Here is a 22562-nt window from a genome sequence, read left to right as displayed (position 1 = left end):
GCTAATAGGGCGTCAGGTGGCAGAAACACACGAGATTAAAAAATAAAGCGGTCTTTTAAGACTGGTTTTTTCGCTCAAATGATTTAAAAGACAACAAAAATGAAAACTTCATCACTTCACTTTACATTTGACTAACATTGATGATAATTCTTCTTATGTTTTTAGGCGAAACAGGCCGCTGATGACAGAAACAAGTTCATTCGCTTTATGTCGAAAGAATATTGATTTTAAACAATAAAAATCAACAGATTAGAAAAATCATTTTTTTGTTACGTCTGGTGCCCTATTTTTAATATTAATAACACTGAATCGATCACATAATTTAACCAACTATCGCTTAAGCTGGTATTCTTGTAAGTCTTTTTCACAAAAGTGTTAACGTGCTACAATTGAATTTGATATATGTCAACAAAGCGTAGTTTTGTTGGGTGGTAGATTCGGCTCACACTGTTATATTGCTGTTAATAGGGTTAGGATATGCGCCGCTTTTGTCACCTTTGGGGCTGTAGGGAGTAACACCCCGACCAAGCTAGTGATGTTGTTGACGTTGATGGAAAGTGCATCAAGAACGCGTTTACGTACTTTAGTCATGTGATGAACGGGATGACGAGTAACTAGTCAATAAAAATCCTAATATAACAAAGACTTCTGTACTTCCTATTTCTATTTTGTTGGCAATTTTAGGTAGCAAACATGCAGACCCCGCACATTCTGATCGTAGAAGACGAGATAGTTACTCGTAACACCCTGAAGAGCATTTTCGAGGCGGAAGGCTATGTTGTTCATGAGGCTAATGATGGCGCAGAAATGCACCACATTCTGTCTGAGAATGATATCAACTTAGTTATCATGGACATCAATCTGCCGGGCAAAAATGGCCTGTTGCTGGCACGGGAACTTCGTGAACAAGCAAGTGTTGCCCTAATGTTCCTGACCGGCCGTGATAACGAAGTCGATAAAATCCTCGGCCTGGAAATTGGCGCTGATGATTACATCACCAAGCCTTTCAATCCGCGCGAATTGACCATTCGGGCGCGCAACTTGCTGTCACGCACCATGAATTTGGGTAGCGTAGGCGAAGAGCGCCGTTTGGTTGAAAGCTATAAATTTAATGGCTGGGAGCTGGATATCAATAGCCGCTCACTGATAAGCCCTGCAGGGGAGCATTATAAGCTGCCACGCAGTGAGTTCCGCGCCATGCTGCACTTCTGTGAAAACCCAGGCAAGATCCAATCTCGTGGCGAATTACTGAAGAAAATGACCGGTCGCGAGCTGAAACCGCATGACCGTACTGTTGACGTTACCATCCGCCGTATTCGTAAGCATTTCGAATCGACGCCGGACACGCCAGAAATCATCGCCACTATCCACGGTGAAGGTTATCGTTTCTGTGGTGACCTGGAAGAGTAACTCTCTGACTTGTCTACGAAAAGCCAGCATTCAAATGCTGGCTTTTTTATTCACACTGCATATCCAGCCAAGCACCTTTATTGCCACGGCATAATTGGCACTGCGCTTATCGCGTTTTTCGGCGAACCGTCGACAATTCTGTCTGAGTAAGTCAGGTAGATTAAGGCATTACGTTTCGGATCGTAAAAACGCACGACCTGCAGCTTTTTAAATACCAATGAAGTTCGCTTCTGGAAAACCACGGTCCCATCGGATTTTCTATTTTTAATTTTGTCACTTAACTCAATCGGCCCCACTTGCTGACAGGAAATGGCCGCATCGGAAGTATCTTCCGCCAAACCTAATCCCCCTTTGATACCACCGGTTTTTGCCCGGCTGATATAACAAGTTACATTTTTAACATCAGGGTCATCGAAGGCTTCAACCACGATTTTATGGTCAGGCCCCAAGAGTTTAAATACTGTGTCAACAGAGCCAATTTCTTCCGCATGAGCCGTTATTGCACCGAAAGAAAGTATGCAACCAAGGAATATCCAACTTTTTTTCATACACTTACTCCATACCGTTGAATAACGTTATCCAACGTTAAATATTTTCATCAATAATAAAATATTGGTGAAAAAGTCATTTTATCAATCTTAGATGCATTTTTAGCACACAATGCCAGTAAATTCTTAAGCAGTCGGGAGCATAAAAAGTTGCTACTATGCGCCAGAGCTATTCTTTCATATAACTAATACCCTAAATTTAGGCCGCTTTACGAGGAAGATCTATGGATCAAGCCAGTATCATTCGTGATTTGCTTAGCTGGCTAGAAAGTCATTTAGACCAGCCTTTAGCATTGGACAATGTAGCTGCCAAAGCAGGCTATTCAAAATGGCATTTGCAGCGAATGTTCAAGGATGTCACCGGGAATGCCATCGGTGCGTATATCCGCGCCAGAAGGTTATCAAAAGCCGCTGTCGCATTACGATTAACCAGCCGCCCGATTCTGGATATTGCCCTGCAATATCGCTTTGATTCGCAGCAAACTTTCACCCGCGCGTTCAAGAAACAGTTTGCGCAAACACCTGCATTGTACCGTCGCTCAGAAGATTGGCACTCAGCAGGCATATGTCCACCGATTCGATTAGGGACATATACACTACCTCAGCCTGAATTCATTACCTTACCTGAGCAGCATTTGGTAGGGCTGACCCAAAGCTACTCTTGCACGCTTGAGCAAATAATGACTCATCGTTCTGAATTGCGAGTGCACTTCTGGCAGCAGTATCTGGGGGATGCAGACCATTTACCACCGGTGCTTTATGGCTTACATCACTCCCGACCCAATCAGGAGAAAGATGATGAGCAAGAGATTTTCTACACCACGGCAATCGAGCCACAACATGTGCCGGGTAATGTGCAGGAAGGACAACCCGTTATCTTAGAAGGTGGCGAATATGTACAGTTTAGCTATGACGGGCCACCAGATGGGTTACAGGACTTCATTCTGACACTGTATGGCACCTGTTTGCCGCAGTTAGCGCTAACCCGCAGATGTGGATACGATATCGAACGATTCTTCCCTCAGGGAAGGCCGAAAGATGCACCTCCGGCCTCGCTGAAATGCGAATATCTCATTCCTATCCGGCGTTAACGCTGTAACTCATCCAGTGCTGGCATATCCAGGTGAGCGGTATCGCCAGCACTTTCAATCACCCAACCAGAAGCCAGCCACGGGCTTTCCTGATAATCAACCCGTGACAGTGAACAGTTACGCAACCGCAAGCGCCGTTCCGCGTGGGCGGGCAAGCCCAGCAGCGTACTCAACAAACACCCCAGCGCCATACCATGGCTCACTAATAGCGGCTTGCTGCCCGCGGGCAGTTCCAAACAGCTATCCAATGCCGCACGCATTCTCCGCCCTAGCTCTGCCATCGACTCCCCTTCAGGAATTCGACCACCTTCGGTGCCATTGACCATTTGTTTGCGCCACAGCTCTTCTTCTGGCGTCAAGCTCTCAATCGGGCGCGTTTCCAGTACGCCCATATTCAGTTCACGCAGACGCGGGTCTGTCACCATTTTTAGTCCACAAGCATCGGCGATAATCTTTGCTGTTTGCTGCGTACGCCCAAGATCACTGGTAATAATATGCGTGATCCCCTGGCTACTGACTCGTTGCGCAACCAAGTGTGCCTGGCGTTCACCGATAGCGGTCAGCGGACTGTCCGATTGGCCCTGAATCTGACGTGATGCGTTCCAGACGGTTTCGCCATGGCGCACGAGATATACCTGTAACATGTCATTTTTCCGTTATACTGCGTGAAATAAACACCAAGCCTATTTCAATAGATTATTAAGGGTAGTGAGACTCATTATGTACCATGTTGTTGCTGCAACTACCAACCCTGCAAAGATTAAGGCTATCAGCCTCGCGTTCGATGATGTTTATGGCCCTGATCAGTATCGCATTGAAGGTGTCAATGTCGACAGTGGCGTTCCCCTGCAACCGATAGGTAGCGCCGAGACACGTACAGGTGCCAGACAACGAGTGAGCAATGCACGTCAGATACGTCCTGAAGCAGATTTTTGGGTCGGGGTTGAAGCCGGCATTGAAGATAATATGACCTTTGCATGGATGGTAATTGAGCACTTGCAGCTGCGAGGAGAATCTCGTTCTGCCAGTTTGATGTTGCCCGATATTATATTGCAAGGAATTCGCCAAGGCCGTGAGCTAGGCGACGAAATGGCAGATTTAACCGGTATATCGAATGTGAAACACAAGGGGGGAGCCATCGGGATTTTCACCGACGGCAAATTGACCCGAACCAGCGTCTACCATCAGGCACTGCTATTGGCACTGGTTCCCTTTCATAATGAAATTTACCAGCGCCCGGCACGGTAGGAATAAATTCAGGACGGCTTATTTTCTGCCAGCAACTGGGCTTCCAACCAGCTTTTCAACTCTGGAGGGGCGGCTTTCAGGCTATTGGAACCGCGGGTGATGGTCGCAATACCAGCACCCAATTGATTTTTGAGTTCACGCTGACTTAAATCTCCTCGCATTAATTCCTCAATGATACGCACTCTTGTCCCCAAAGCCGTGCGTTCATCCGGTGTCAGCATCAGTTGTAATAGCGGTAAATGGAGGTCTTGCGCAATGGCATCTTGCAGTAGCGCAACAAAAGTCAGCCAGTGCTGATTATCGTCATTCGACAGATTCGGATCGGTCAATCGTAGTTTTGTCATGATAGGAAAGCTGCCATACTATTTAACTAGTACAACAGCTTACCATAACCTCAGGTATAGCCAAAGAGCTTGGGCGCGAAGAGGAACCTCAAAGTCATTGGCGTTGCGGCAAAGCAGCAAGCGAGTAAATCCCGATGAGCTGACACAAGTCAGTGATTCGGGGGCGCAAGCGCCGCTAACACCCCTGCGGCTTCAAGGACGAAGAGGAACCCCAAAGTCATTGGTGTCGCAGGTAGGCAGCAAGCAAACGCATCCCGATGAGCTGACACAAGTCAGTGATTCGGGTAAGTGCGCGTAGCTAACACCCCTGCGGCTTCAAGGACGAAGGGGATCAGTAGCGTCTTTGCCACTCGGCATCACTCAGCACCTTAGCTGGGCGATTCATAAAGTGACGATAGAACGCATCATAAGCCAATACGTTTTTCACATATCCTCGTGTTTCAGAAAACGGGATACTTTCGATGAATGCTACGGCATCCACCTGCCCGCCGCTATTTCCCAGCCAGGTATTGACCCGCGATGGGCCGGCATTATAGGCCGCGCTGGAGAGGATCCGATTGCGCCCAAATTGCTGATAGACCTCTTCCAGATAGCTGGTGCCAATCTCAATGTTGGTGACAGGATCAAGCAACTGGCTGCTGTTCACATAACCGGGAATGTTATTCAGTTTAACGGTGTGCTCCGCAGTCCGTGGCATCACCTGCATCAGGCCAGTTGCCCCGACGGGAGATTGCGCTTTTGGATTCCAGGCACTTTCCTGACGAGCAATCGCCATGGCATAACTTGGCGTTATCCCCTTGCCTTCAGTCGCCTGACGGAACTCTTTTGGCCACGCCAGTGGGAAACGCTCTTCCAGATGATCCCATAACTTGGCAACAATGGTCGCCTGAACACTCAAATCGGCCCACTTCTGATTAAATGCATAGCGTGCCAGTGCTTCCTGCTCAGGTTTGCTGCGGCTGGCAACCAGATAGCTCCACTCATTGCGCGCCAGGTTGTCCAGATTCCAATACATCAACTCACGCACCCGGGCAATTTCAGGTCGTTTTGCCAGCGAGGCATCGGGTTTGGCCGCTACCTCAACATTGATTGGATAAGGAACACCCAGTTTTTGCGCGGCAACCATCGGATAGAAGCCTCGCTCCTGCATCAGGCTGCGCAAAATGGCTTCGCCCTCAGCTTTCTTACCTTGCTCTAACAACAATGAAGCACGCCAGTAGCGCCATTCATCCTTATTTTGTGCATCCGCCGGCAAACGGGCCATCCAGGCTGCTAACCCTTGCCGGTCGCCACTACCCAGCGACATGCGGATACGGCGCTCCAGCAAAGGAGTTGAATGGCTACGCAAAGTGACTTGATCGCGCCATTTCGCTTGATCATAAGTTGCATCATTGCCCATCAAACGCCAGGCGACCGCTTCTTCCAGCTCCAACTTCTCGCTGTCACTCATTTTTTGCAGCCGCGCCAATGTTGGGATCATCGCGCGCGCATTTTCCACGTCCTGACGCGCCAGTCGGGTAAACGCAATGGTGGTAGCAGAACGGGTGAAGTCAGTCGGCCCGACGGTACGAGCAAAGCTTTCAACACTGGCCGGATCACTTTGCAGTTTCGCCAATGCCGTCCCCATGGTCTGGTAATCCGCTGGTAGCTGTTTCAGTAAATAACTCACCAAACTGGCATTACCCTCTTTAAGAGCAAGTTTCATACGGGCCAGTGTTGCCAGCGGAGTTTGATGCCCGGCTTGTTGCCAGACACTGAATAATTTATCGCAACTGCCCGGAAGCGCCTGACCGTTGAGCCAAATTTCGCTGGCACCATCCCAGGCAACTTGCTGTTCGCCTGTTGCCCATTTGGCGTAGTAATAATTACAGCGGGCTGCCACCGGTTTAGGTGCTTGCGGACTGAACGCCAATAACCCACGCCAATCTTCACGACGCGCCAATTCGTTTACAAAACGGGATGATAGCGAACGTGCTGGCGGCAACGTAGGGTTACGACTTAAGAAATCGGTCACTTGCGCCGCACTCACTTGGCTTAAATCTTGAGTTAACTGGCGGTATTCCAGATACGGATACAGCGGATAATCGCGTAACGTCGGCATCAGTTGCGCCACGGTATCCATCTGATTACTGTCCCATGCCAGCTTAACTTGCTGATAGCGTTGCCGTTGGGCATCAATGGAGTCGGCGAATGCCACTCCTGAAGTCGTCACCAGACACACGCCAATCGCCAGATATCGCCACTTGTCCATACTTACTGTTTCCTCACCGGTTGTTGGCTACTGCATTTCACTTACCGCAACTTCTGATTAGCATAGTCATAATTAGTTCCGGCAGCAGGACATACTAACTAAGAGTTTCACCTGATAGCCAGCGATTACACATACAACCAGACATGGATAATTAATCTTTTCGGATGATAGCTCAAATGGCTGATGATACTCAGAGCATTGGCGTAGATAGCTGACAGGATAATTCACTATCTAATGACTTATTATTCACTAGGTTAGCCAATAATTACGACTAAATATTTCGACTTTATTATCTCAGATCAAGACACTATTTTGATAAAAATCTACTATCCTTGCTTAATATAACTATGTTGTTGTAAATATATCATTCAGAATCATTTTTTTGTCTTTTAATAAAAATCAAATAATAAAGGAGCAGGATCTTTTCATGGAAGAGTATTCACTGCCCTGCGCCGTTAACCTCGACGGTAATGAGATGAAAAACAGATAGATTTCAGATTTTTACATTTTAATTTTTAAGAAGGTTCTTTCAATGCAAAACTCATCAAATCCCAAACCCGCCTCGCCGCCAGAAGGCCAGGCCTGGTATCAACTTACCGTGGAAGAATCTTTGCAGCAGCTCAATAGCCGCGAAGAAGGGTTAAGCCAACAAGAAGCTGAAGAACGCCTTAAACAATACGGCCCCAACGCGTTACCCGCCAAAAAAAGTAAGCATCCCCTGCTACAATTTCTCGCTCACTTTAATGACGTCCTGATTTACATCTTATTAGCTGCTGCGTTAGTCAAAGGCCTGATGGGCCACTCTGTCGATACCATTATCATTCTTTGTGTCGCCGTTATTAATGCATTAATTGGTTATGTTCAGGAAAATAAAGCTGAGAAGTCACTGAAAAGCATCCAAAACATGCTCTCCAGTAAAGCTGTGGTCATTCGTGATGGCAATGCGAAAACCATTGATGCACAAGATTTGGTGCCGGGTGATATCGTCACATTGAAACCGGGGGATAAAATCCCGGCTGACTTGCGCTTACTTGAAGCCCACAACCTCCAAATTGAAGAAGCAATCCTGACGGGCGAATCAACCGTCGTGGAAAAGCAAATTGAAGTCATTGAAAACGAATCAGTAATCGGTGATCGCAAAAACCTGCTATTCTCTGGCACCACTATCAGTGCCGGTACCGCAAAAGGGGTAGTCATTGCCAGTGGCGGTAATACCGAGCTGGGCCATATCAACCAGATGATGTCAGCGGTTGAAGCCACTCGTACTCCCCTGTTGCAACAGATGGACCGCCTGGGCAAAGCAATTTTCATCCTGATTCTGGTGATGATGGCATTCTTGTTCGTCTTCGCCTTTATTCTGCGCGACCTGCCGGTCAATGAGTTGTTGTTAGCCCTGATAAGCCTGGCGGTAGCCTCGGTGCCTGAAGGGTTACCGGCGATTATTTCGATTATTCTGTCCTTGGGTGTGCAAGCAATGGCGCGCAACCGCGCGATTATTCGCAAGCTGCCAACGGTAGAAACCCTGGGTGCCATGACCGTCGTCTGTTCCGATAAAACCGGCACCTTGACGATGAACGAAATGACCGTCAAAGCGGTGATTTTGGCCGATAACTGCTACCAGGTCACCGGTGAAAGCTATGAGCCAGTGGGTAACATTTATCCAGAAGGCAGCGAACAGCAAGCTGTGCTGGCAGGGCCGTTAAAAACATTTATCACTGCGGTGAATTTATGTAATGACAGCCAGATTCAAAAGAACGACCAAGGCCATTGGACTATCGTCGGCGGCCCAACCGAAGGCGCATTGAAAGTCTTAGCAGCCAAGTCAGGTATTGAACTGGGCCAGGTGAGTCAACACGGAAAAATTCCTTTCGATTCTGCCTATAAATATATGGCCACCAGCCATCAGGTTGAGTCCGAAAGCTGTATCTTCCTGACCGGCGCGCCAGATGTACTGTTTACCTTCTGCCAGCAAGAACTGACGGATAAAGGCGTCATTCCTTTCCGCCGTGATTACTGGGATGCCGAGATGACGCGCTACACCAAGCAGGGCCTGCGCATGTTAGCGGCGGCTTACCGTCCAACGGAACAGACGGTCAGCGAGCTAGGGCACAGCGATATCCAGCAAGGTATGATCTTCGTCGGCATCGCCGGCATGATGGACCCACCACGCCCTGAAGCGATTGACGCCATTGCGACCTGCCAACAGGCTGGCATTCGCGTGAAAATGATCACCGGCGACCATCAGGAAACTGCAATGGCGATTGGTGCCATGCTGGGTATAGGTAATGGCAAAGACTCCATTACCGGCGGCCAGTTAGAGCATATGGACGATAAAGAACTGGCTGAAGCAGCCGTTCGTTATGATATTTTCGCCCGCACCAGCCCAGAGCACAAACTGCGTCTGGTTAAAGCCTTGCAAGAGAAAGGCGAAATAGTGGGGATGACTGGCGATGGCGTCAACGATGCACCGGCACTGAAACAGGCCGATGTGGGGATCGCCATGGGCATCAAAGGCACCGAGGTGACCAAAGAAGCCGCCGATATGGTGCTGTCAGATGATAACTTCGCCACTATTGCTCACGCGGTTGAAGAAGGCCGCCGTGTCTACGATAACCTGAAGAAAACCATTCTGTTTGTCTTGCCGACCAACCTGGCACAAGGATTGTTAATCATCTTTGCTATCCTGGTGGGTGCAGTTATTCCACTGACGCCATTGCAAATCCTATGGATAAACATGGCAACCTCCACCACGCTTTCATTCGGTTTAGCATTTGAACCGGCAGAAAGAGGCATCATGCGCCGCAACCCGCGCGACCCATCAAAACATGTGTTAGATGGTCATGCTATTTGGCGTATCGCATTTGTCGGTACCTTGATAGCGTGCAGCGCCTTTGCCCTGGAAGCCTACATGGAACCGCGCGGCTACAGCACTGAATTCATCCGCACCGTGTTGATGCAAACCCTGGTGACCGCACAATGGATTTACATGTTCAACTGCCGGGTGATGGACAGATTCCCACTGAACAAAGAAGTCTTTGTTAACAAGGGGCTGTGGTTGGTTTCTGGTGTGCTGATTCTGTTGCAGCTAGCCATTATCTATCTGCCATTTATGAATACCGCTTTCGGTACCGAGCCATTACCTGCTTATTACTGGGGTATCACACTGTTGGTTTCTATCGCCATCTTCTTGATTGTCGAAGTCGAGAAATGGGTCATCGGGCGCTTCAAACGCGCAGCGAATTGAGTCTGATATCAATCAGCCCCCCTTCAAGCCCGGCGACTTTGCCGGGCTTAGGTTAATGACAAAGTGCTCGCATCGGTGAAAACAGGTAGATCGTAAAGACGCCGTAAAATCGTCCCTGATGGCTCGACCCGCGCCATCCCTGGCGCGGACGCTTTACTCTTCTACCTGTCCTCACCTTGCATGATCGAGTCGTTGGGGGTTGTTAGCAGTCTGAACCCGGCGACTCTGCCGGGCTTTTTTTATCTATCGCAAAGAGTATTTAAGATAAATCTCATATTGCCGATACCATGACTATTAATGAGGCAATTAATTCTTATAATAGATTAGCGGCGTTTCTTTTCTGGTGCTGCCATTAACATGTGAGTCACGTCGTCCTACAGGAAGCGCAAATATGAATATTGCACCTTGCGCAATCAACGGCGTCAATGATGTGAAATATCATTATCTACCTAAGCTATTTACGCCACCGCGTATCTGGCGGCAGGCCTGCGCCCTCACATTATTACTTCTCTTAACTTTATTCGCTTCATTGCCTTCAATGGCGGCGAATAACATAAGTGAAGAACTTATTCATGAACGTAGCGATGCTGCGACAAAAATGGTGCTGGGCATTATCAGTTATTCGCGCTGGCCAACCCCACCGCCAGTCATTCGTTTGTGTGTTATTGCCCCGACGAACTATGCAGAAGAGCTATTTAATCCAGCATTAATGCAAACCTCACATCCCATTAAAACCCTGCGCTATTCCCTACCCGATGTTTCACTGGCAAACAACTGTGATGTGGCCTATTTGGGCCACCTGGAGGAGCAACAGCGTCAGCAACTGGCGACTCAACTCAGTGGGCAGCCGGTTCTGACCATCAGCGAAGATTATGACGAATGCACTGTGGGCAGTGCGTTTTGTCTGTTACTGGAAGATAAGCAAGCCTCGTTTAAAGTCAACATGGATGCATTAGCACGCGCCGGGATACGAGTTCATCCCAATGTGTTGCAACTTGCCCGTAAAAAGGCTGACGCATTATGAGTTCTATAAAAAATGAATCTGCTGAGCAGATAAAGAATCAAACTCACGCCACAAGGCTCCCGACACTGGGCCGGGTATTGGGCAGAATACATTTAATCGTGGCTCTGGTATCAGTGGCGACAGCCGGTATTTTCCTGACCTTAGTCGCCCTGTTTGCCTTACGGGTTTACGCCGACCACAACCTGCATTTGATCGCCCGTTCGATCAGTTATACCACTGAAGCTGCTGTTGTTTTCGGTGATACGGTGGTGGCGAATGAAGCGCTGTCGATGATTGCCGCCAATGAAGAAGTCGCCGAAGCGAAGATTATGGATGTCAATGGCCGGGTAGTTGCCCAATGGACATTGCCTGACGATGGCCCCATGCATCAAATGGAGCAAAGTGTCGCCCGCTGGGCGCTGCCTGAACCGGTGGTGCTCCCCATTGTTCACTCTGGTAATGAGATCGGCAGAATAGTGATTGTTGGTCATGGTGGCAGCTTGCTGCGTTTTCTGCTGCAAGGGTTAGCGGGACTTTTTGTCTGCCTTATTCTTAGCACTCTAGTGGCGATATTTTTGTCCCGCCGGATGCTATTTGGCATTATCGGCTCGCTGAATCGCATTACTGAAGTTGCGCATAATGTCAGCCGCAACCGCAGCTTTGGTCAACGTGTCCCATCAGCGCAAATTGCAGAGCTGAATGAGCTAAGTCATGACTTCAATGGCTTGCTGGAGGAACTTGAAGTGTGGCAGAAACACCTTACTCAGGAAAATGATTCTCTGGCACACCGCGCGGCCCACGATAGCCTGACGGGGTTGGCAAACCGCGCTTACTTTGAAGGCCGCTTAAGCCGAACACTCAGTGATTGCAAAACCAACGAACACGTCGCGGTTTTATTCCTTGATGGCGATCGCTTTAAAGAAATCAATGATAACTATGGCCATGCTGCGGGCGATGTCGTGCTGACCACCATTGCTGACCGCCTGCGCGCATTATTACGTGAAAGTGATTTAGTGGCTCGCCTGGGCGGTGATGAGTTCGCCATCTTATTGGCACCCATTTATAACACTGATGATGTACTCATCATTGCTGACAATATTATAAAAAGTATGACGCAACCCATAACGCTGCCTGATGGGAGTGAAATTATCACTTCACTCAGTATTGGGATTGCTATTTACCCTGACCATGCCCAAACGCCGGATGAATTATTACAACGGGCAGATGAAGCGATGTATCAGGCAAAGAAAGGTTTCCGGCCATGTGAACAAGGCACCGTTTAGCAGTCGGACTTTATTCATTCTGAAAATAAGCATCCAGAAAGTACACACACAGAAAATTTAAGGTAAGGGCAGGTGACATGCTGGGTTTCAACAATAATCGTCAGAAAAATCCTCTTTGGATCAGCTTTTTTGCTCTTTGTTTATTGGTTTTAGTCGGCTGTCAGGCCAAGCCACACCAAGGGCTGACCCCTGAACAAATTGCGGCGCTACAAGAGCAAGGGTTTAAATTAACCGATAATGGCTGGGAGTTTGGGCTAGCGAATAAAGTGTTATTCGACAGTGAAGTGAAAAAGTTAAACGCATCGGGCGTGCAGACTGTCCAAAACATTGGCCGTGCTTTACATAATGTCGGGATAAATCATATGCGGGTTGATGGACATACCGATGCCATGGGTAAGGATGACTACAATCAGCAATTATCATTCCAACGCGCCTCCGCGGTTGCCGATACACTGGCCGCAATTGGTATTCCGCGCGCCAATATTGAGGTTCGTGGCCGCGGCAAGCTAGAACCGGTGGCGGATAACCGCACCGCCAAAGGTCGGGCGGAAAACCGCCGCGTGGCGATAATCGTCACCGCACCTTAAATCACGGCTTGCAGCGGCTTCGAACAAGTAAAGCCCATGGATGGGCCGAATAACGAGAGCAGCTAACACACCTGCGACTTGAAAGATGCCATCAACCTATACCCTATAGATTTCAAGCCACAGGAAGGCGGCAAAGGAGGTCATCCCGATGAACTTACACCAGTAAGTGATTCGGGTGATCGAGAGCAGCCAACACACCTGTGACTTGAAAGATGACGGGTATAGTAAAACGGGCTACACTCCGCACCAGATATCCTAATAAAAACTGATCTAGAGAGGCTGAGGCAACGTGGCTCAATACGTCTATTCTATGCATCGTGTCGGTAAAGTAGTTCCGCCGAAACGACATATTCTGAAAAACATCTCCCTGAGTTTCTTCCCTGGGGCAAAAATTGGTGTACTGGGTCTTAACGGCTCCGGTAAATCCACCCTGCTGCGCATTATGGCGGGCATTGATACCGACATTGAAGGCGAAGCTCGCCCACAACCTGGCATCAAAATCGGTTATCTGCCACAGGAACCAAAACTGAATCTTGAACAAACAGTGCGTGAGTCGGTTGAAGAAGCCGTCGGCGAAGTTAAACGCGCCCTGACCCGTTTGGATGAAGTTTATGCACTCTATGCCGACCCTGATGCTGATTTCGATAAATTGGCGAAAGAGCAAGGTGAGCTGGAAGCCATTATCCAATCCCATGACGGACATAATCTGGATAACCAGTTAGAACGTGCTGCTGATGCTCTGCGTCTGCCGCCTTGGGATGCCAAAATTGCCAACCTGTCCGGTGGTGAACGCCGCCGCGTGGCTATCTGCCGCCTGCTGTTGGAAAAACCAGACATGCTGCTGCTGGATGAACCGACCAACCACCTGGATGCCGAATCCGTGGCTTGGCTGGAGCGCTTCCTGCATGATTACGAAGGTACAGTGGTCGCCATCACCCATGACCGTTACTTCCTTGATAACGTTGCGGGTTGGATTCTGGAACTCGACCGCGGTGAAGGTATTCCATGGGAAGGTAACTACTCCTCATGGCTGGAGCAAAAAGATGCCCGTCTGGCGCTGGAGGCCTCTTCTGAAGCCGCTCGTCGTAAATCTATTGAGAAAGAGCTGGAGTGGGTTCGTCAGAATCCGAAAGGCCGTCAGGCGAAAGGTAAAGCACGTCTGGCTCGCTTTGAAGAACTTAACAGCGTTGAATATCAAAAACGCAATGAAACCAGTGAGTTGTTCATCCCACCTGGCCCGCGTTTAGGTGACAAAGTGCTGGAAGTTGAACATCTGAGCAAGTCTTATGGCGATCGTGTGCTGATTGACGATCTGACCTTTGCGCTGCCAAAAGGTGCGATAGTCGGGATCATCGGGCCGAACGGCGCGGGTAAATCGACCCTGTTCCGCATGTTATCAGGTCAGGAACAACCCGATTCCGGCACCATTTCACTCGGTGATACCGTACTGTTGGCCTCGGTTGATCAGTTCCGTGACAACATGGATGACAGTAAAACCGTGTGGGAAGAAGTCTCCGGCGGCCAGGACATCATGAAGATCGGTAACTTTGAAATTCCAAGTCGGGCCTATGTTGGCCGCTTTAACTTTAAAGGGATTGATCAGGGCAAACGGGTGGGTGAACTGTCCGGTGGTGAGCGCGGCCGTATCCATCTCGCCAAATTGCTACAGGTTGGCGGCAACATGTTGCTGCTCGATGAACCGACTAACGATCTGGACATCGAAACCCTGCGCGCACTGGAAAACGCCTTACTGGAATTCCCTGGTTGTGCCATGGTTATCTCCCATGACCGCTGGTTCCTTGACCGAATTGCTACCCACATCATCGATTATCAAGATGAAGGCAAAGTGGCGTTCTTCGAAGGTAACTTTACTGAATACGAAGAGTGGAAAAAACGTACTCTGGGTGCCGAAGCACTGGAACCACACCGTATCAAGTATAAGAAAATGACCAAGTAGTTAATAAAAAGTCGTTTTTAAACTTTATCTCGACTAACGGCCTGCGATTGCAGGCCTTTTAATACCTATTCGGCTCAAATTATGAGCCGAATAAACAGTATATTCGGCTCACCTTGGCATTTCCAGCCCCTGCATATAATCCTCAAATACCGGATGCCTCATCACCACATCAATAAAGCAACTGAGTGCCGGAGAGTTCAGCTTGCGGCTCGGATAGACCAAATAGAGTTCATTGCCCTCGGCCTGCCACTGCGGCAAAACTTCAATCAACTGCCGGCTTGCTACCACTTCGCGGCTTAAAAACGCAGGCAATAGCGTAATCCCCCCGCCATTGAGCGCACATTCACGGGCATACAGCAGATTATCGGTAACATGCAGCGCGGGAACCTGCCAGCGAAAAAACTCCTCTTCATGGCGTAAAATCAGAGCTTGCCAGGCACGATGGGCAATACAGCGGTGGGTATCGAGCTGACGTGGGTGCAACAATGGCGGATGCTGTGCCAGATACGCAGGCGATGCCAGTAGATAGCGCGGAGCATAGCCTAATCGTCGGCCAATCAGCGAGGAATCCTGTGGCTTGCCAGTGCGCAGCGCCACATCAAAGCCATCCTCGACCAAATCCACCATGCTATCCGACACCAAAACCTCCAGCAGAACATCGGGATATTGCCGCTGAAAATCTGTCGCCAACCGCGCCAGCAAGGTTGCCCCCAGCCCTGCGGGCGTCGAGATACGCAGACGGCCGCTGGGGTTATCCTTTAGGCGTTGCAGTGCCAGGTCCGCACGCTCGGCAGCTTGCAGCATCTCCTGGCAATGCACCAGATAGCGCTCGCCAGCGAAAGTCAGGTTCAGTTGTCGGGTAGTTCTGTTGAGTAAGCGAATCCCCAAACTCAGCTCTAACTGACTGATCCGCTGGCTAACGCTCGATTTAGGCAGGCCCACCATTGCAGCCGCGCGGGTGAAGCTGCCGCACTCTGCCACGCGGGCGAACAGCGCCATATCCTGTAGTTGTTTAAACATAATTGAGAGGTTTAAACATAATTGAATGGCTTAAACATGATTGTTTATCTCAGACGAACACTGCGTTAGTGATTGTCCATCTTATCACTCTCATCAGATAGGTCTAGACTCAGTGAATAGGCTAAACAGGAGCAGGAACATCACCATGTCAATTAAAGCTATAGCTGTAAACCCACAACAACCCGCTGATTTTATTGAAATCGCCCTAGATGCTCTCGCACCCGACCCATTTGATTTGCTGGTCGAGGTCAAAGCTGCATCTATCAATCCGGTGGATACCAAGGTACATGGCGGTCTGAAAAAGAATGGCTTGCAACAACCACGCATTCTGGGCTGGGATGCCGCCGGTGTGGTTGTCAGTGTTGGTGAGAAAGTGACCGGTTTCCGTGCCGGTGATGAAGTGTGGTATGCCGGTGATATCACTCGTCCTGGCAGCAACGCCACTCAGCAATTGGTCGATGCCCGCATTGTCGCCCATAAGCCGCGCTCATTGAACTGGGCGCAAGCCGCAGCGCTACCATTAACCGCCATCACTGCGTGGGAGGCGCTATTCGAACACCTGAAAATTCAGCAGGCTAGCGCAGGCCAAACTCTGCTTATTATTGGCGGTGCCGGTGGCGTGGGTTCTTTGGCTATCCCGCTAGCCGCCTTGCGCAGTCCAGTTAAAGTGATTGCGACAGCATCACGCCCGGAATCAGCCGCCTGGTGTATGGAACGCGGTGCCGACCTGACGGTGGATTACCGTGACCTGAAAGCGCAGTTAGTAAAAGAAGGTATTGATAAAGTTGATTATATTCTTTGCTTGAATGACACCGATGGTCACTGGCCGGCGATTAGCGAGCTGATCGCCCCGCTGGGGCAAATCTGCACCATTGTGGAGAACGAAAAACCGCTGGATCAGAATCAGTTGAAACTGAAAAGCGCCGCCCTGCATTGGGAGTTTATGTTCACCCGCAGCATGTTTTCTACGCCGGATATCGCCCAGCAGGGGGAAATCTTAAAACAGGTGAGCCAGTTAGTTGATGAGGGTAAATTGCAAGGTACCCTGAGCGAAACGCTGCACGGCCTGACAGTAGAAAACCTGAAAGCTGCCCACGCGCAAGTCGCAGGCGGGCATATGCAGGGCAAGATAGTGATTGCTTACTAAGATTATCCTTCCCGCGCTTCAGCCAGCAATGAAGGGCGGGCCAATCTTTGCAGATCGGCGGCTAATAACTGTTGCACCAGTTCGACACAGCGCAGGAAGCGCTCGTCGTAGTCTGCCGACTCAACGTGGACGTATTCTATATTGTTGCTGCGCAACATCTGTTCCAGTAAATTTTGGAACGATTTGCGATCACGATCACTGCCCAGACTGCGCAAACCATCAGCCACCCACGGCGTATTATTTTCCAGCAAAATAACCAGATCAAAGCGATACTCATCAATCAGCGCCTGGACAAACGGATGCTCGCGCCCTTCATATTTCTTACAAAATGCCTGTGTGGTAACAAAGTCGGTATCGATAAAGGCGACTTTATTGGCATATTTCACCGCAAAATCAACGTATTGCGCTTGCCCCAATGCAATTTTGTCATAATCGGAATATTGCAGCGCCATCTCATCGCCTCCCAAGTGAGAGAAAACATAGTCGCGGCCATATTCCCATGCGCTGGTGGTGTTGAAAATATTAGCTAACTTATTGACCAAGGTGGATTTTCCACTGGATTCGCCGCCCAATATCGCCACGGTACGAACAAAAAATGGCTTCACTTCGGTGGGAATATAATCCCAGTAACGGAAAGGATCGCGGCGGATCTGGCGGCCACTGATATTCATAAAGGAGCGTTCAGGGTCGATCAAGATAGTTTCGATACCAAATTGTTCGCGATAATGCGGCGCATCCTGACTTTCACTGGAGTAGATGAAATTCGGCACTATCCCCTTCTCATTCATGAACTTTTTGACCCCACGGCTCCAGACATCCCAGCCATGTGGATAGGGTTCAATACCATTTTCATCAAATGAATGAATATGAATGTTTTTCTGATACTTAAAGGTTTGTAGTAACCAGCGCAAGCGGTCGCTGACGGTCGGTTGCTGTGACATTGAACTGTTCTCAAACAGCTCCAAATCGCGTGGCTCATCGTAACAAAGGATAATGTGCAGTTCGTCGACCTGACTACAAGCACGCTGAATAAGATAGATATGGCCGGTATGCAGTGGGTAAAATTTACCAAACACCACGCCGACTTTTTTCTCACGGCGCGGAAACTCCAGCTCGAGATAGCGGTGCAAGGCTTCTAGCTTTTGTGCACTGGGACTTTTGATTTTATCATTGAGTAACTGGCTTAAATAACCTTTGGTCATGCCGCTGGCATCTGCCACTTGCTGTAAGGTACAGCCTTTTTGCTTAATCGCTGTTTTGAGATAGTCGAACTGCAGCATACCGCCTCCTTGTTTAGCGCACTAAACAAAAATAACACAGTATGCTGCGCAATGAACACGACTAAATGAGGTGCTACAAATCTTCCAACACCGCCAGTGCATCGGCCAGTTTTTTGACACCGAAAACCTGCATATTAGGCAGGGGTTTCTTTGGCATATTGGCATAAGGCACGATAGCGCGTTTAAACCCGTGCTTGGCCGCCTCGGAGATACGTTCCTGCCCACTTGGCACCGGGCGAATTTCACCCGCCAGCCCGACCTCACCAAACACCACTAAATCCTGTGGCAGTGGGCGGTCACGCAAGCTGGAAACCAGCGACATCAGCAAGGCCAGGTCAGCACTGGTTTCCGTCACTTTCACCCCACCGACCACATTGACGAATACGTCCTGATCTGACATCTGCAAACCACCATGACGGTGCAACACGGCCAGCAAAATTGCCAATCGATTTTGCTCCAGCCCGACCGCCACCCGACGCGGATTCGACATCATCGAGTGATCCACCAGCGCCTGAATCTCAACCAGTAATGGGCGTGTCCCTTCCCATACCACCATCACTGAGCTGCCCGCCGTCACTTCATCACCGCGGCTCAGGAAAATTGCCGACGGGTTACTGACCTCGCGCAGACCCTGTTCGGTCATGGCAAATACGCCCAACTCATTGACGGCGCCAAAGCGGTTTTTGTGGCTACGCAAAGTGCGAAAACGTGAGTCGCCGTCGCCATCGAGCATCACCGAGCAGTCAATGCAGTGTTCCAATACTTTCGGCCCCGCCAGCGAACCATCTTTGGTCACATGCCCCACCATCACGATGGCAACACCACGGGTTTTGGCAAAACGGGTGAGATAAGCCGCGGTTTCACGCACTTGCGCCACACTGCCCGGCGACGATTGGATATCCGCCATGTGCATCACCTGGATTGAGTCAATCACCATCAACCGAGGTTGTTCTTGTTCGGCAATCAGGCAAATCTGCTCAATACTGGTTTCAGACAGCATGTTCAGGCCCGCAGTGGGTAATCCCAAACGATGCGCGCGCATCGCGACCTGTTGCAGTGACTCTTCGCCAGTGACATACAGGGTTTTCATGTTTTCGGACAATTTACAGAGCGTTTGTAGCAACAGGGTACTTTTCCCCGCACCGGGGTTGCCGCCGATAAGAATGGCACTGCCCGGCACCACACCGCCGCCCAGCACCCGATCAAATTCCAGGAAACCGGTTGAGAAGCGCGGTAACTCTTCCAAACTGATGTCGGATAATTTCTGAACCCGACTGACACCAGCATCTCCGGCATAACCAACAAAACGTTCATTACGCGTCGATGATGTCGCGGCCGCCAGCCGAATCTCGGTGATAGTATTCCAGGCATTACAGGCACTGCATTGCCCCTGCCAGCGCGGGTAATCAGCCCCACATTCATTACAGACAAAAGCTCGTTTTGGTGCTTTAGCCACATTTCACCTCAATCAAATAACCAACAGCTACTGCGCACTTTCATGTTTTAAACTACCGGTGAGGATACACAGCACACTCAGCAAATCGCCGTGGCGGATAGCCACTTTGGCTTTGGCATAAACCTTAGGTTTGGCGTGGAAAGCCAGGCCCAGTCCGGCTGCCTGCATCATTTTCAGGTCATTGGCACCATCGCCGATTGCCACAGTTTGCGCCACCGGAATATTCAGTTTTTCAGCCAGTTTGAGCAGCGTATCAGCTTTGTATTGTGCATCGACAATCGGCCCCAGCACTTTGCCGGTCAGTTTGCCGTCTTTGATTTCCAGCTCATTAGCTGCCACTTCAACCAGCCGCAATTTGTCGCGCAGATATTCGGCGTAATAGGTAAAACCGCCGGAAGCAATCGCCACATGCCAGTCCAGTGCCTGAAGTTTGCGCACTAAACTGGTCAGCCCCGGCATCAATGGCAATTCATCACGCACTTGTTTGAGGATATTGGCATCGGCCCCTTTCAGGGTTGCCACGCGCTGGCGCAAACTGGCGGAGAAATCCAGCTCGCCCTGCATGGCGCGCTCAGTGACTGCCGCCACCTCTTCACCGACACCCGCTAGTTTGGCAATCTCATCAATACATTCAATTTGGATAGCCGTAGAATCCATGTCCATCACTAACAGACCAGGTGTGCGCAGATGCGGGATCGCCCCTAACGGAGCCACGTCCAGCCCGCTTTCATCAGCCAGCGTTTTAATTCGCGGGGTCAGGCTGCCCGCCAGACGGATAACTTGATAATCTTCCACACACCAGGCGGAGACAATTACCATTGCCGCGCCCAACTGGCGTTGAAAATCAGTAATACGCTTTTTATCCAGTTTTCTGCCGTACAACAGCCAACCTGTATGACCAGCCCGATAATCCAGCGGCATAACTTCATCGCCACTGAGTGAAAGTGGCAGACCCGGCCATTGATAGATCTCCGCGGGAAGATCGCAATAGGTCAGACTATTAGACATGAATGACTCCTGTAGAAAACGGGGTAAAGGCAGACAAAAGGACGCATCAAGCTATCCTATCGCCCTGGCTTCTGGCAACATAAAGTCACTGATTAGTGCAAGGAACCTGCATGGCCAAGGCTAAATTAAAATTCCGCTTACATCGCACCGCTATTGTATTGATTTGCCTTGCATTATTGGTGTTACTTATGCAAGGTGCATCCTATTTTAGCCTCAGTCATCAACTCGCCCGCTCGGAACAAGTTGAAGAGCTGGCGAAAACCTTGGCGAGACAAGTCGCCTTCAGCCTGTCACCCATTATGGATACCGGTGATGATGATATTGATAGCCAGAAAGTCGATGCGATTCTTCAGCAATTGACGCAATCCAGCCGCATATTGGATGCCAGTGTATATCAGATTGACGGTACGTTGGTTGCCAATGCCGGAGAGAACGTTAAAGTGCGAGACAGACTGGCTTTAGATGGTAAACGCCCTGGTAGTTATTTTAATCACCAGATTGTTGAATTGATCCCCGGTAAAAGCGGACCAACCGGGTTTCTGCGCATGACGCTCGATACCCACGTACTCGCCACAGAATCCAAGCAAGTGGATAATACCACCAATTTACTACGGTTAATGATACTAGTAGCACTGGCCGTCGGTATTATTCTGGCTCGAACCTTACTGCAAGGCCGCCGGAGCCGCTGGCAGCAATCACCTTATCTACTGACCGCCAATAAGCCAGTCAAAGAAGATGAGAGTGAAGAGGAAACGCCTGAAGCAGACAAGAAACCGGATGATAAATAGATTCAGCTTCAGCGGCAGAGAGTTCTGCCGCTGAATAGGAAACGCAGGACGAAGTTACTCTTTATCACCCAGCAATACTGATTCCAATGCAATCTCAATCATATCGTTGAAAGTGGTTTGGCGCTCAGCGGCGGTGGTTTGTTCACCGGTACGGATATGGTCAGACACAGTGCAAATAGTCAGGGCTTTCGCGCCGAATTCAGCAGCAACGCCGTAGATACCGGCAGCTTCCATTTCCACACCCAAGATGCCGTATTTTTCCATCACATCAAACATTTGTGGATCTGGCGTATAGAACAGATCCGCAGAGAAGATGTTGCCCACCCGGACATTCAGGCCTTTCGCTTTTGCCGCATCAACAGCATTGCGCGTCATGTCGAAATCAGCGATAGCGGCATAGTCGTGGTCTTTAAAGCGCAGACGGTTCACTTTGGAATCAGTACAAGCGCCCATGCCGATAACCACATCGCGCAGCTTAACGTCAGCGCGAACTGCACCACAGGAACCCACACGGATGATTTTCTTCACGCCAAAATCAGTGATCAGTTCTTTCGCGTAAATGGAGCAAGAAGGAATACCCATGCCATGGCCCATTACTGAAATTTTGCGCCCTTTATAGGTGCCAGTGAAACCCAACATGCCACGCACATCATTCACTTGCTTCACATCTTTCAGGAAGGTTTCTGCGATAAACTTCGCACGCAGCGGGTCCCCAGGCATCAGTACAACGTCAGCGAAATCACCCATTTCTGCATTAATATGTGGTGTTGCCATAATCACTTTCCTTAAAAATCAGAGAATTAAAATTTATATAACTGAGCTATGCTGGCTTTTGCTGCGCCTTATGCAATTCCGATTTTTTAAACAATCGGAAACGTAGATGAACGCCGAAATTTT

20 protein-coding genes are annotated in these 22562 nt (G+C 49.5%); 10 read left to right on the top strand and 10 right to left on the bottom strand.

Features of this window, described 5'->3' with window-relative positions; translation table 11 throughout:
• Positions 1–450 precede the first annotated feature (450 nt).
• On the bottom strand, positions 451–591 hold the full coding sequence (yjjY, locus tag HU019_RS20320; RefSeq protein ID WP_004706054.1) for a YjjY family protein: 141 nt from the start codon (positions 589–591) through the stop codon (positions 451–453).
• A gap of 102 nt (positions 592–693) precedes the next feature.
• On the opposite strand from yjjY, the gene arcA reads away from it, so the two are divergent.
• Positions 694–1410: a two-component system response regulator ArcA gene (gene arcA / locus HU019_RS14735; RefSeq protein WP_004706052.1), complete on the top strand. Its 717-nt coding sequence runs from the start codon at positions 694–696 to the stop codon at positions 1408–1410.
• 77 nt (positions 1411–1487) lie between these two features.
• On the opposite strand, the gene creA is transcribed toward arcA, so the two are convergent.
• Positions 1488–1958: a protein CreA gene (gene creA, locus HU019_RS14730; RefSeq protein ID WP_174849458.1), complete on the bottom strand. Its 471-nt coding sequence runs from the start codon at positions 1956–1958 to the stop codon at positions 1488–1490.
• 224 nt (positions 1959–2182) lie between these two features.
• Here creA and robA point away from each other — a divergent pair, with 224 nt between their 5' ends.
• Positions 2183–3049: an MDR efflux pump AcrAB transcriptional activator RobA gene (gene robA / locus HU019_RS14725; protein WP_174849459.1), complete on the top strand. Its 867-nt coding sequence runs from the start codon at positions 2183–2185 to the stop codon at positions 3047–3049.
• On the opposite strand, the gene gpmB is transcribed toward robA, so the two are convergent.
• Complete coding sequence (gene gpmB, locus HU019_RS14720) at positions 3046–3693, bottom strand: 2,3-diphosphoglycerate-dependent phosphoglycerate mutase GpmB (RefSeq protein WP_050075829.1); 648 nt, start codon at positions 3691–3693, stop codon at positions 3046–3048. The two genes, robA and gpmB, sit on opposite strands and share 4 nt — an antisense overlap.
• 76 nt (positions 3694–3769) lie before the next feature.
• Here gpmB and yjjX point away from each other — a divergent pair, with 76 nt between their 5' ends.
• On the top strand, positions 3770–4297 hold the full coding sequence (yjjX, locus tag HU019_RS14715; RefSeq protein ID WP_174849460.1) for an inosine/xanthosine triphosphatase: 528 nt from the start codon (positions 3770–3772) through the stop codon (positions 4295–4297).
• 8 nt (positions 4298–4305) lie between these two features.
• Here yjjX and trpR read toward each other — a convergent pair whose 3' ends face one another.
• Both trpR and sltY read right to left on the bottom strand, forming a co-directional pair.
• On the bottom strand, positions 4306–4641 hold the full coding sequence (trpR, locus tag HU019_RS14710; RefSeq protein ID WP_050075826.1) for a trp operon repressor: 336 nt from the start codon (positions 4639–4641) through the stop codon (positions 4306–4308).
• Positions 4642–4972: 331 nt separating this feature from the next.
• Entirely contained in the window at positions 4973–6892 is a 1920-nt protein-coding gene (gene sltY / locus HU019_RS14705) for a murein transglycosylase (protein ID WP_174849461.1), read from the bottom strand.
• A gap of 532 nt (positions 6893–7424) precedes the next feature.
• On the opposite strand from sltY, the gene HU019_RS14700 reads away from it, so the two are divergent.
• From HU019_RS14700 to ettA, 5 genes are all read left to right on the top strand, one after another.
• Positions 7425–10136, top strand: coding sequence for a cation-transporting P-type ATPase (locus HU019_RS14700; protein WP_174849462.1), 2712 nt, complete (start codon positions 7425–7427; stop codon positions 10134–10136).
• A 391-nt stretch (positions 10137–10527) separates the two neighbouring features.
• Positions 10528–11160, top strand: a complete 633-nt coding sequence (locus HU019_RS14695; protein ID WP_174849463.1) for a YfiR family protein — start codon at positions 10528–10530, stop codon at positions 11158–11160.
• Entirely contained in the window at positions 11157–12422 is a 1266-nt protein-coding gene (locus tag HU019_RS14690; protein WP_174849464.1) for a diguanylate cyclase domain-containing protein, read from the top strand. Before HU019_RS14695 ends, HU019_RS14690 begins: the two co-directional genes overlap by 4 nt.
• A 77-nt stretch (positions 12423–12499) precedes the next feature.
• On the top strand, positions 12500–13009 hold the full coding sequence (locus HU019_RS14685) for an OmpA family protein (protein WP_174849465.1): 510 nt from the start codon (positions 12500–12502) through the stop codon (positions 13007–13009).
• A 289-nt stretch (positions 13010–13298) separates the two neighbouring features.
• Positions 13299–14966, top strand: a complete 1668-nt coding sequence (ettA, locus tag HU019_RS14680; protein WP_032900922.1) for an energy-dependent translational throttle protein EttA — start codon at positions 13299–13301, stop codon at positions 14964–14966.
• Between the two features lie 108 nt (positions 14967–15074).
• On the opposite strand, the gene HU019_RS14675 is transcribed toward ettA, so the two are convergent.
• The gene (locus tag HU019_RS14675) at positions 15075–15986 is read right to left on the bottom strand and encodes a LysR family transcriptional regulator (protein WP_174849466.1); all 912 of its coding nucleotides are present in this window, start codon (positions 15984–15986) and stop codon (positions 15075–15077) included.
• A gap of 145 nt (positions 15987–16131) precedes the next feature.
• Here HU019_RS14675 and HU019_RS14670 point away from each other — a divergent pair, with 145 nt between their 5' ends.
• Positions 16132–17133: a zinc-binding alcohol dehydrogenase family protein gene (locus tag HU019_RS14670; RefSeq protein ID WP_174849467.1), complete on the top strand. Its 1002-nt coding sequence runs from the start codon at positions 16132–16134 to the stop codon at positions 17131–17133.
• Between the two features lie 2 nt (positions 17134–17135).
• Here the strand turns inward: HU019_RS14670 and nadR are convergent, their stop codons facing one another.
• From nadR to serB, 3 genes are all read right to left on the bottom strand, one after another.
• Positions 17136–18413 carry a multifunctional transcriptional regulator/nicotinamide-nucleotide adenylyltransferase/ribosylnicotinamide kinase NadR gene (nadR, locus tag HU019_RS14665; RefSeq protein ID WP_174849468.1) on the bottom strand — a complete coding sequence of 426 codons (1278 nt, stop codon included), beginning with the start codon at positions 18411–18413 and terminating at the stop codon, positions 17136–17138.
• Between the two features lie 73 nt (positions 18414–18486).
• Positions 18487–19869: a DNA repair protein RadA gene (radA, locus tag HU019_RS14660; RefSeq protein ID WP_174849469.1), complete on the bottom strand. Its 1383-nt coding sequence runs from the start codon at positions 19867–19869 to the stop codon at positions 18487–18489.
• 27 nt (positions 19870–19896) lie between these two features.
• Complete coding sequence (gene serB, locus HU019_RS14655) at positions 19897–20877, bottom strand: phosphoserine phosphatase (protein ID WP_174849470.1); 981 nt, start codon at positions 20875–20877, stop codon at positions 19897–19899.
• A 110-nt stretch (positions 20878–20987) separates the two neighbouring features.
• On the opposite strand from serB, the gene HU019_RS14650 reads away from it, so the two are divergent.
• Entirely contained in the window at positions 20988–21665 is a 678-nt protein-coding gene (locus tag HU019_RS14650; RefSeq protein WP_174849471.1) for a YtjB family periplasmic protein, read from the top strand.
• Positions 21666–21719: 54 nt separating this feature from the next.
• Here HU019_RS14650 and deoD read toward each other — a convergent pair whose 3' ends face one another.
• Positions 21720–22439 carry a purine-nucleoside phosphorylase gene (gene deoD, locus HU019_RS14645; RefSeq protein WP_050075812.1) on the bottom strand — a complete coding sequence of 240 codons (720 nt, stop codon included), beginning with the start codon at positions 22437–22439 and terminating at the stop codon, positions 21720–21722.
• Positions 22440–22562 lie beyond the last annotated feature (123 nt).

It is taken from the genome of Yersinia artesiana (assembly GCF_902726545.1).
GTDB classification, from domain to species: Bacteria; Pseudomonadota; Gammaproteobacteria; order Enterobacterales; family Enterobacteriaceae; genus Yersinia; species Yersinia artesiana.
This window is presented reverse-complemented; position numbering and strand designations above follow the sequence as displayed.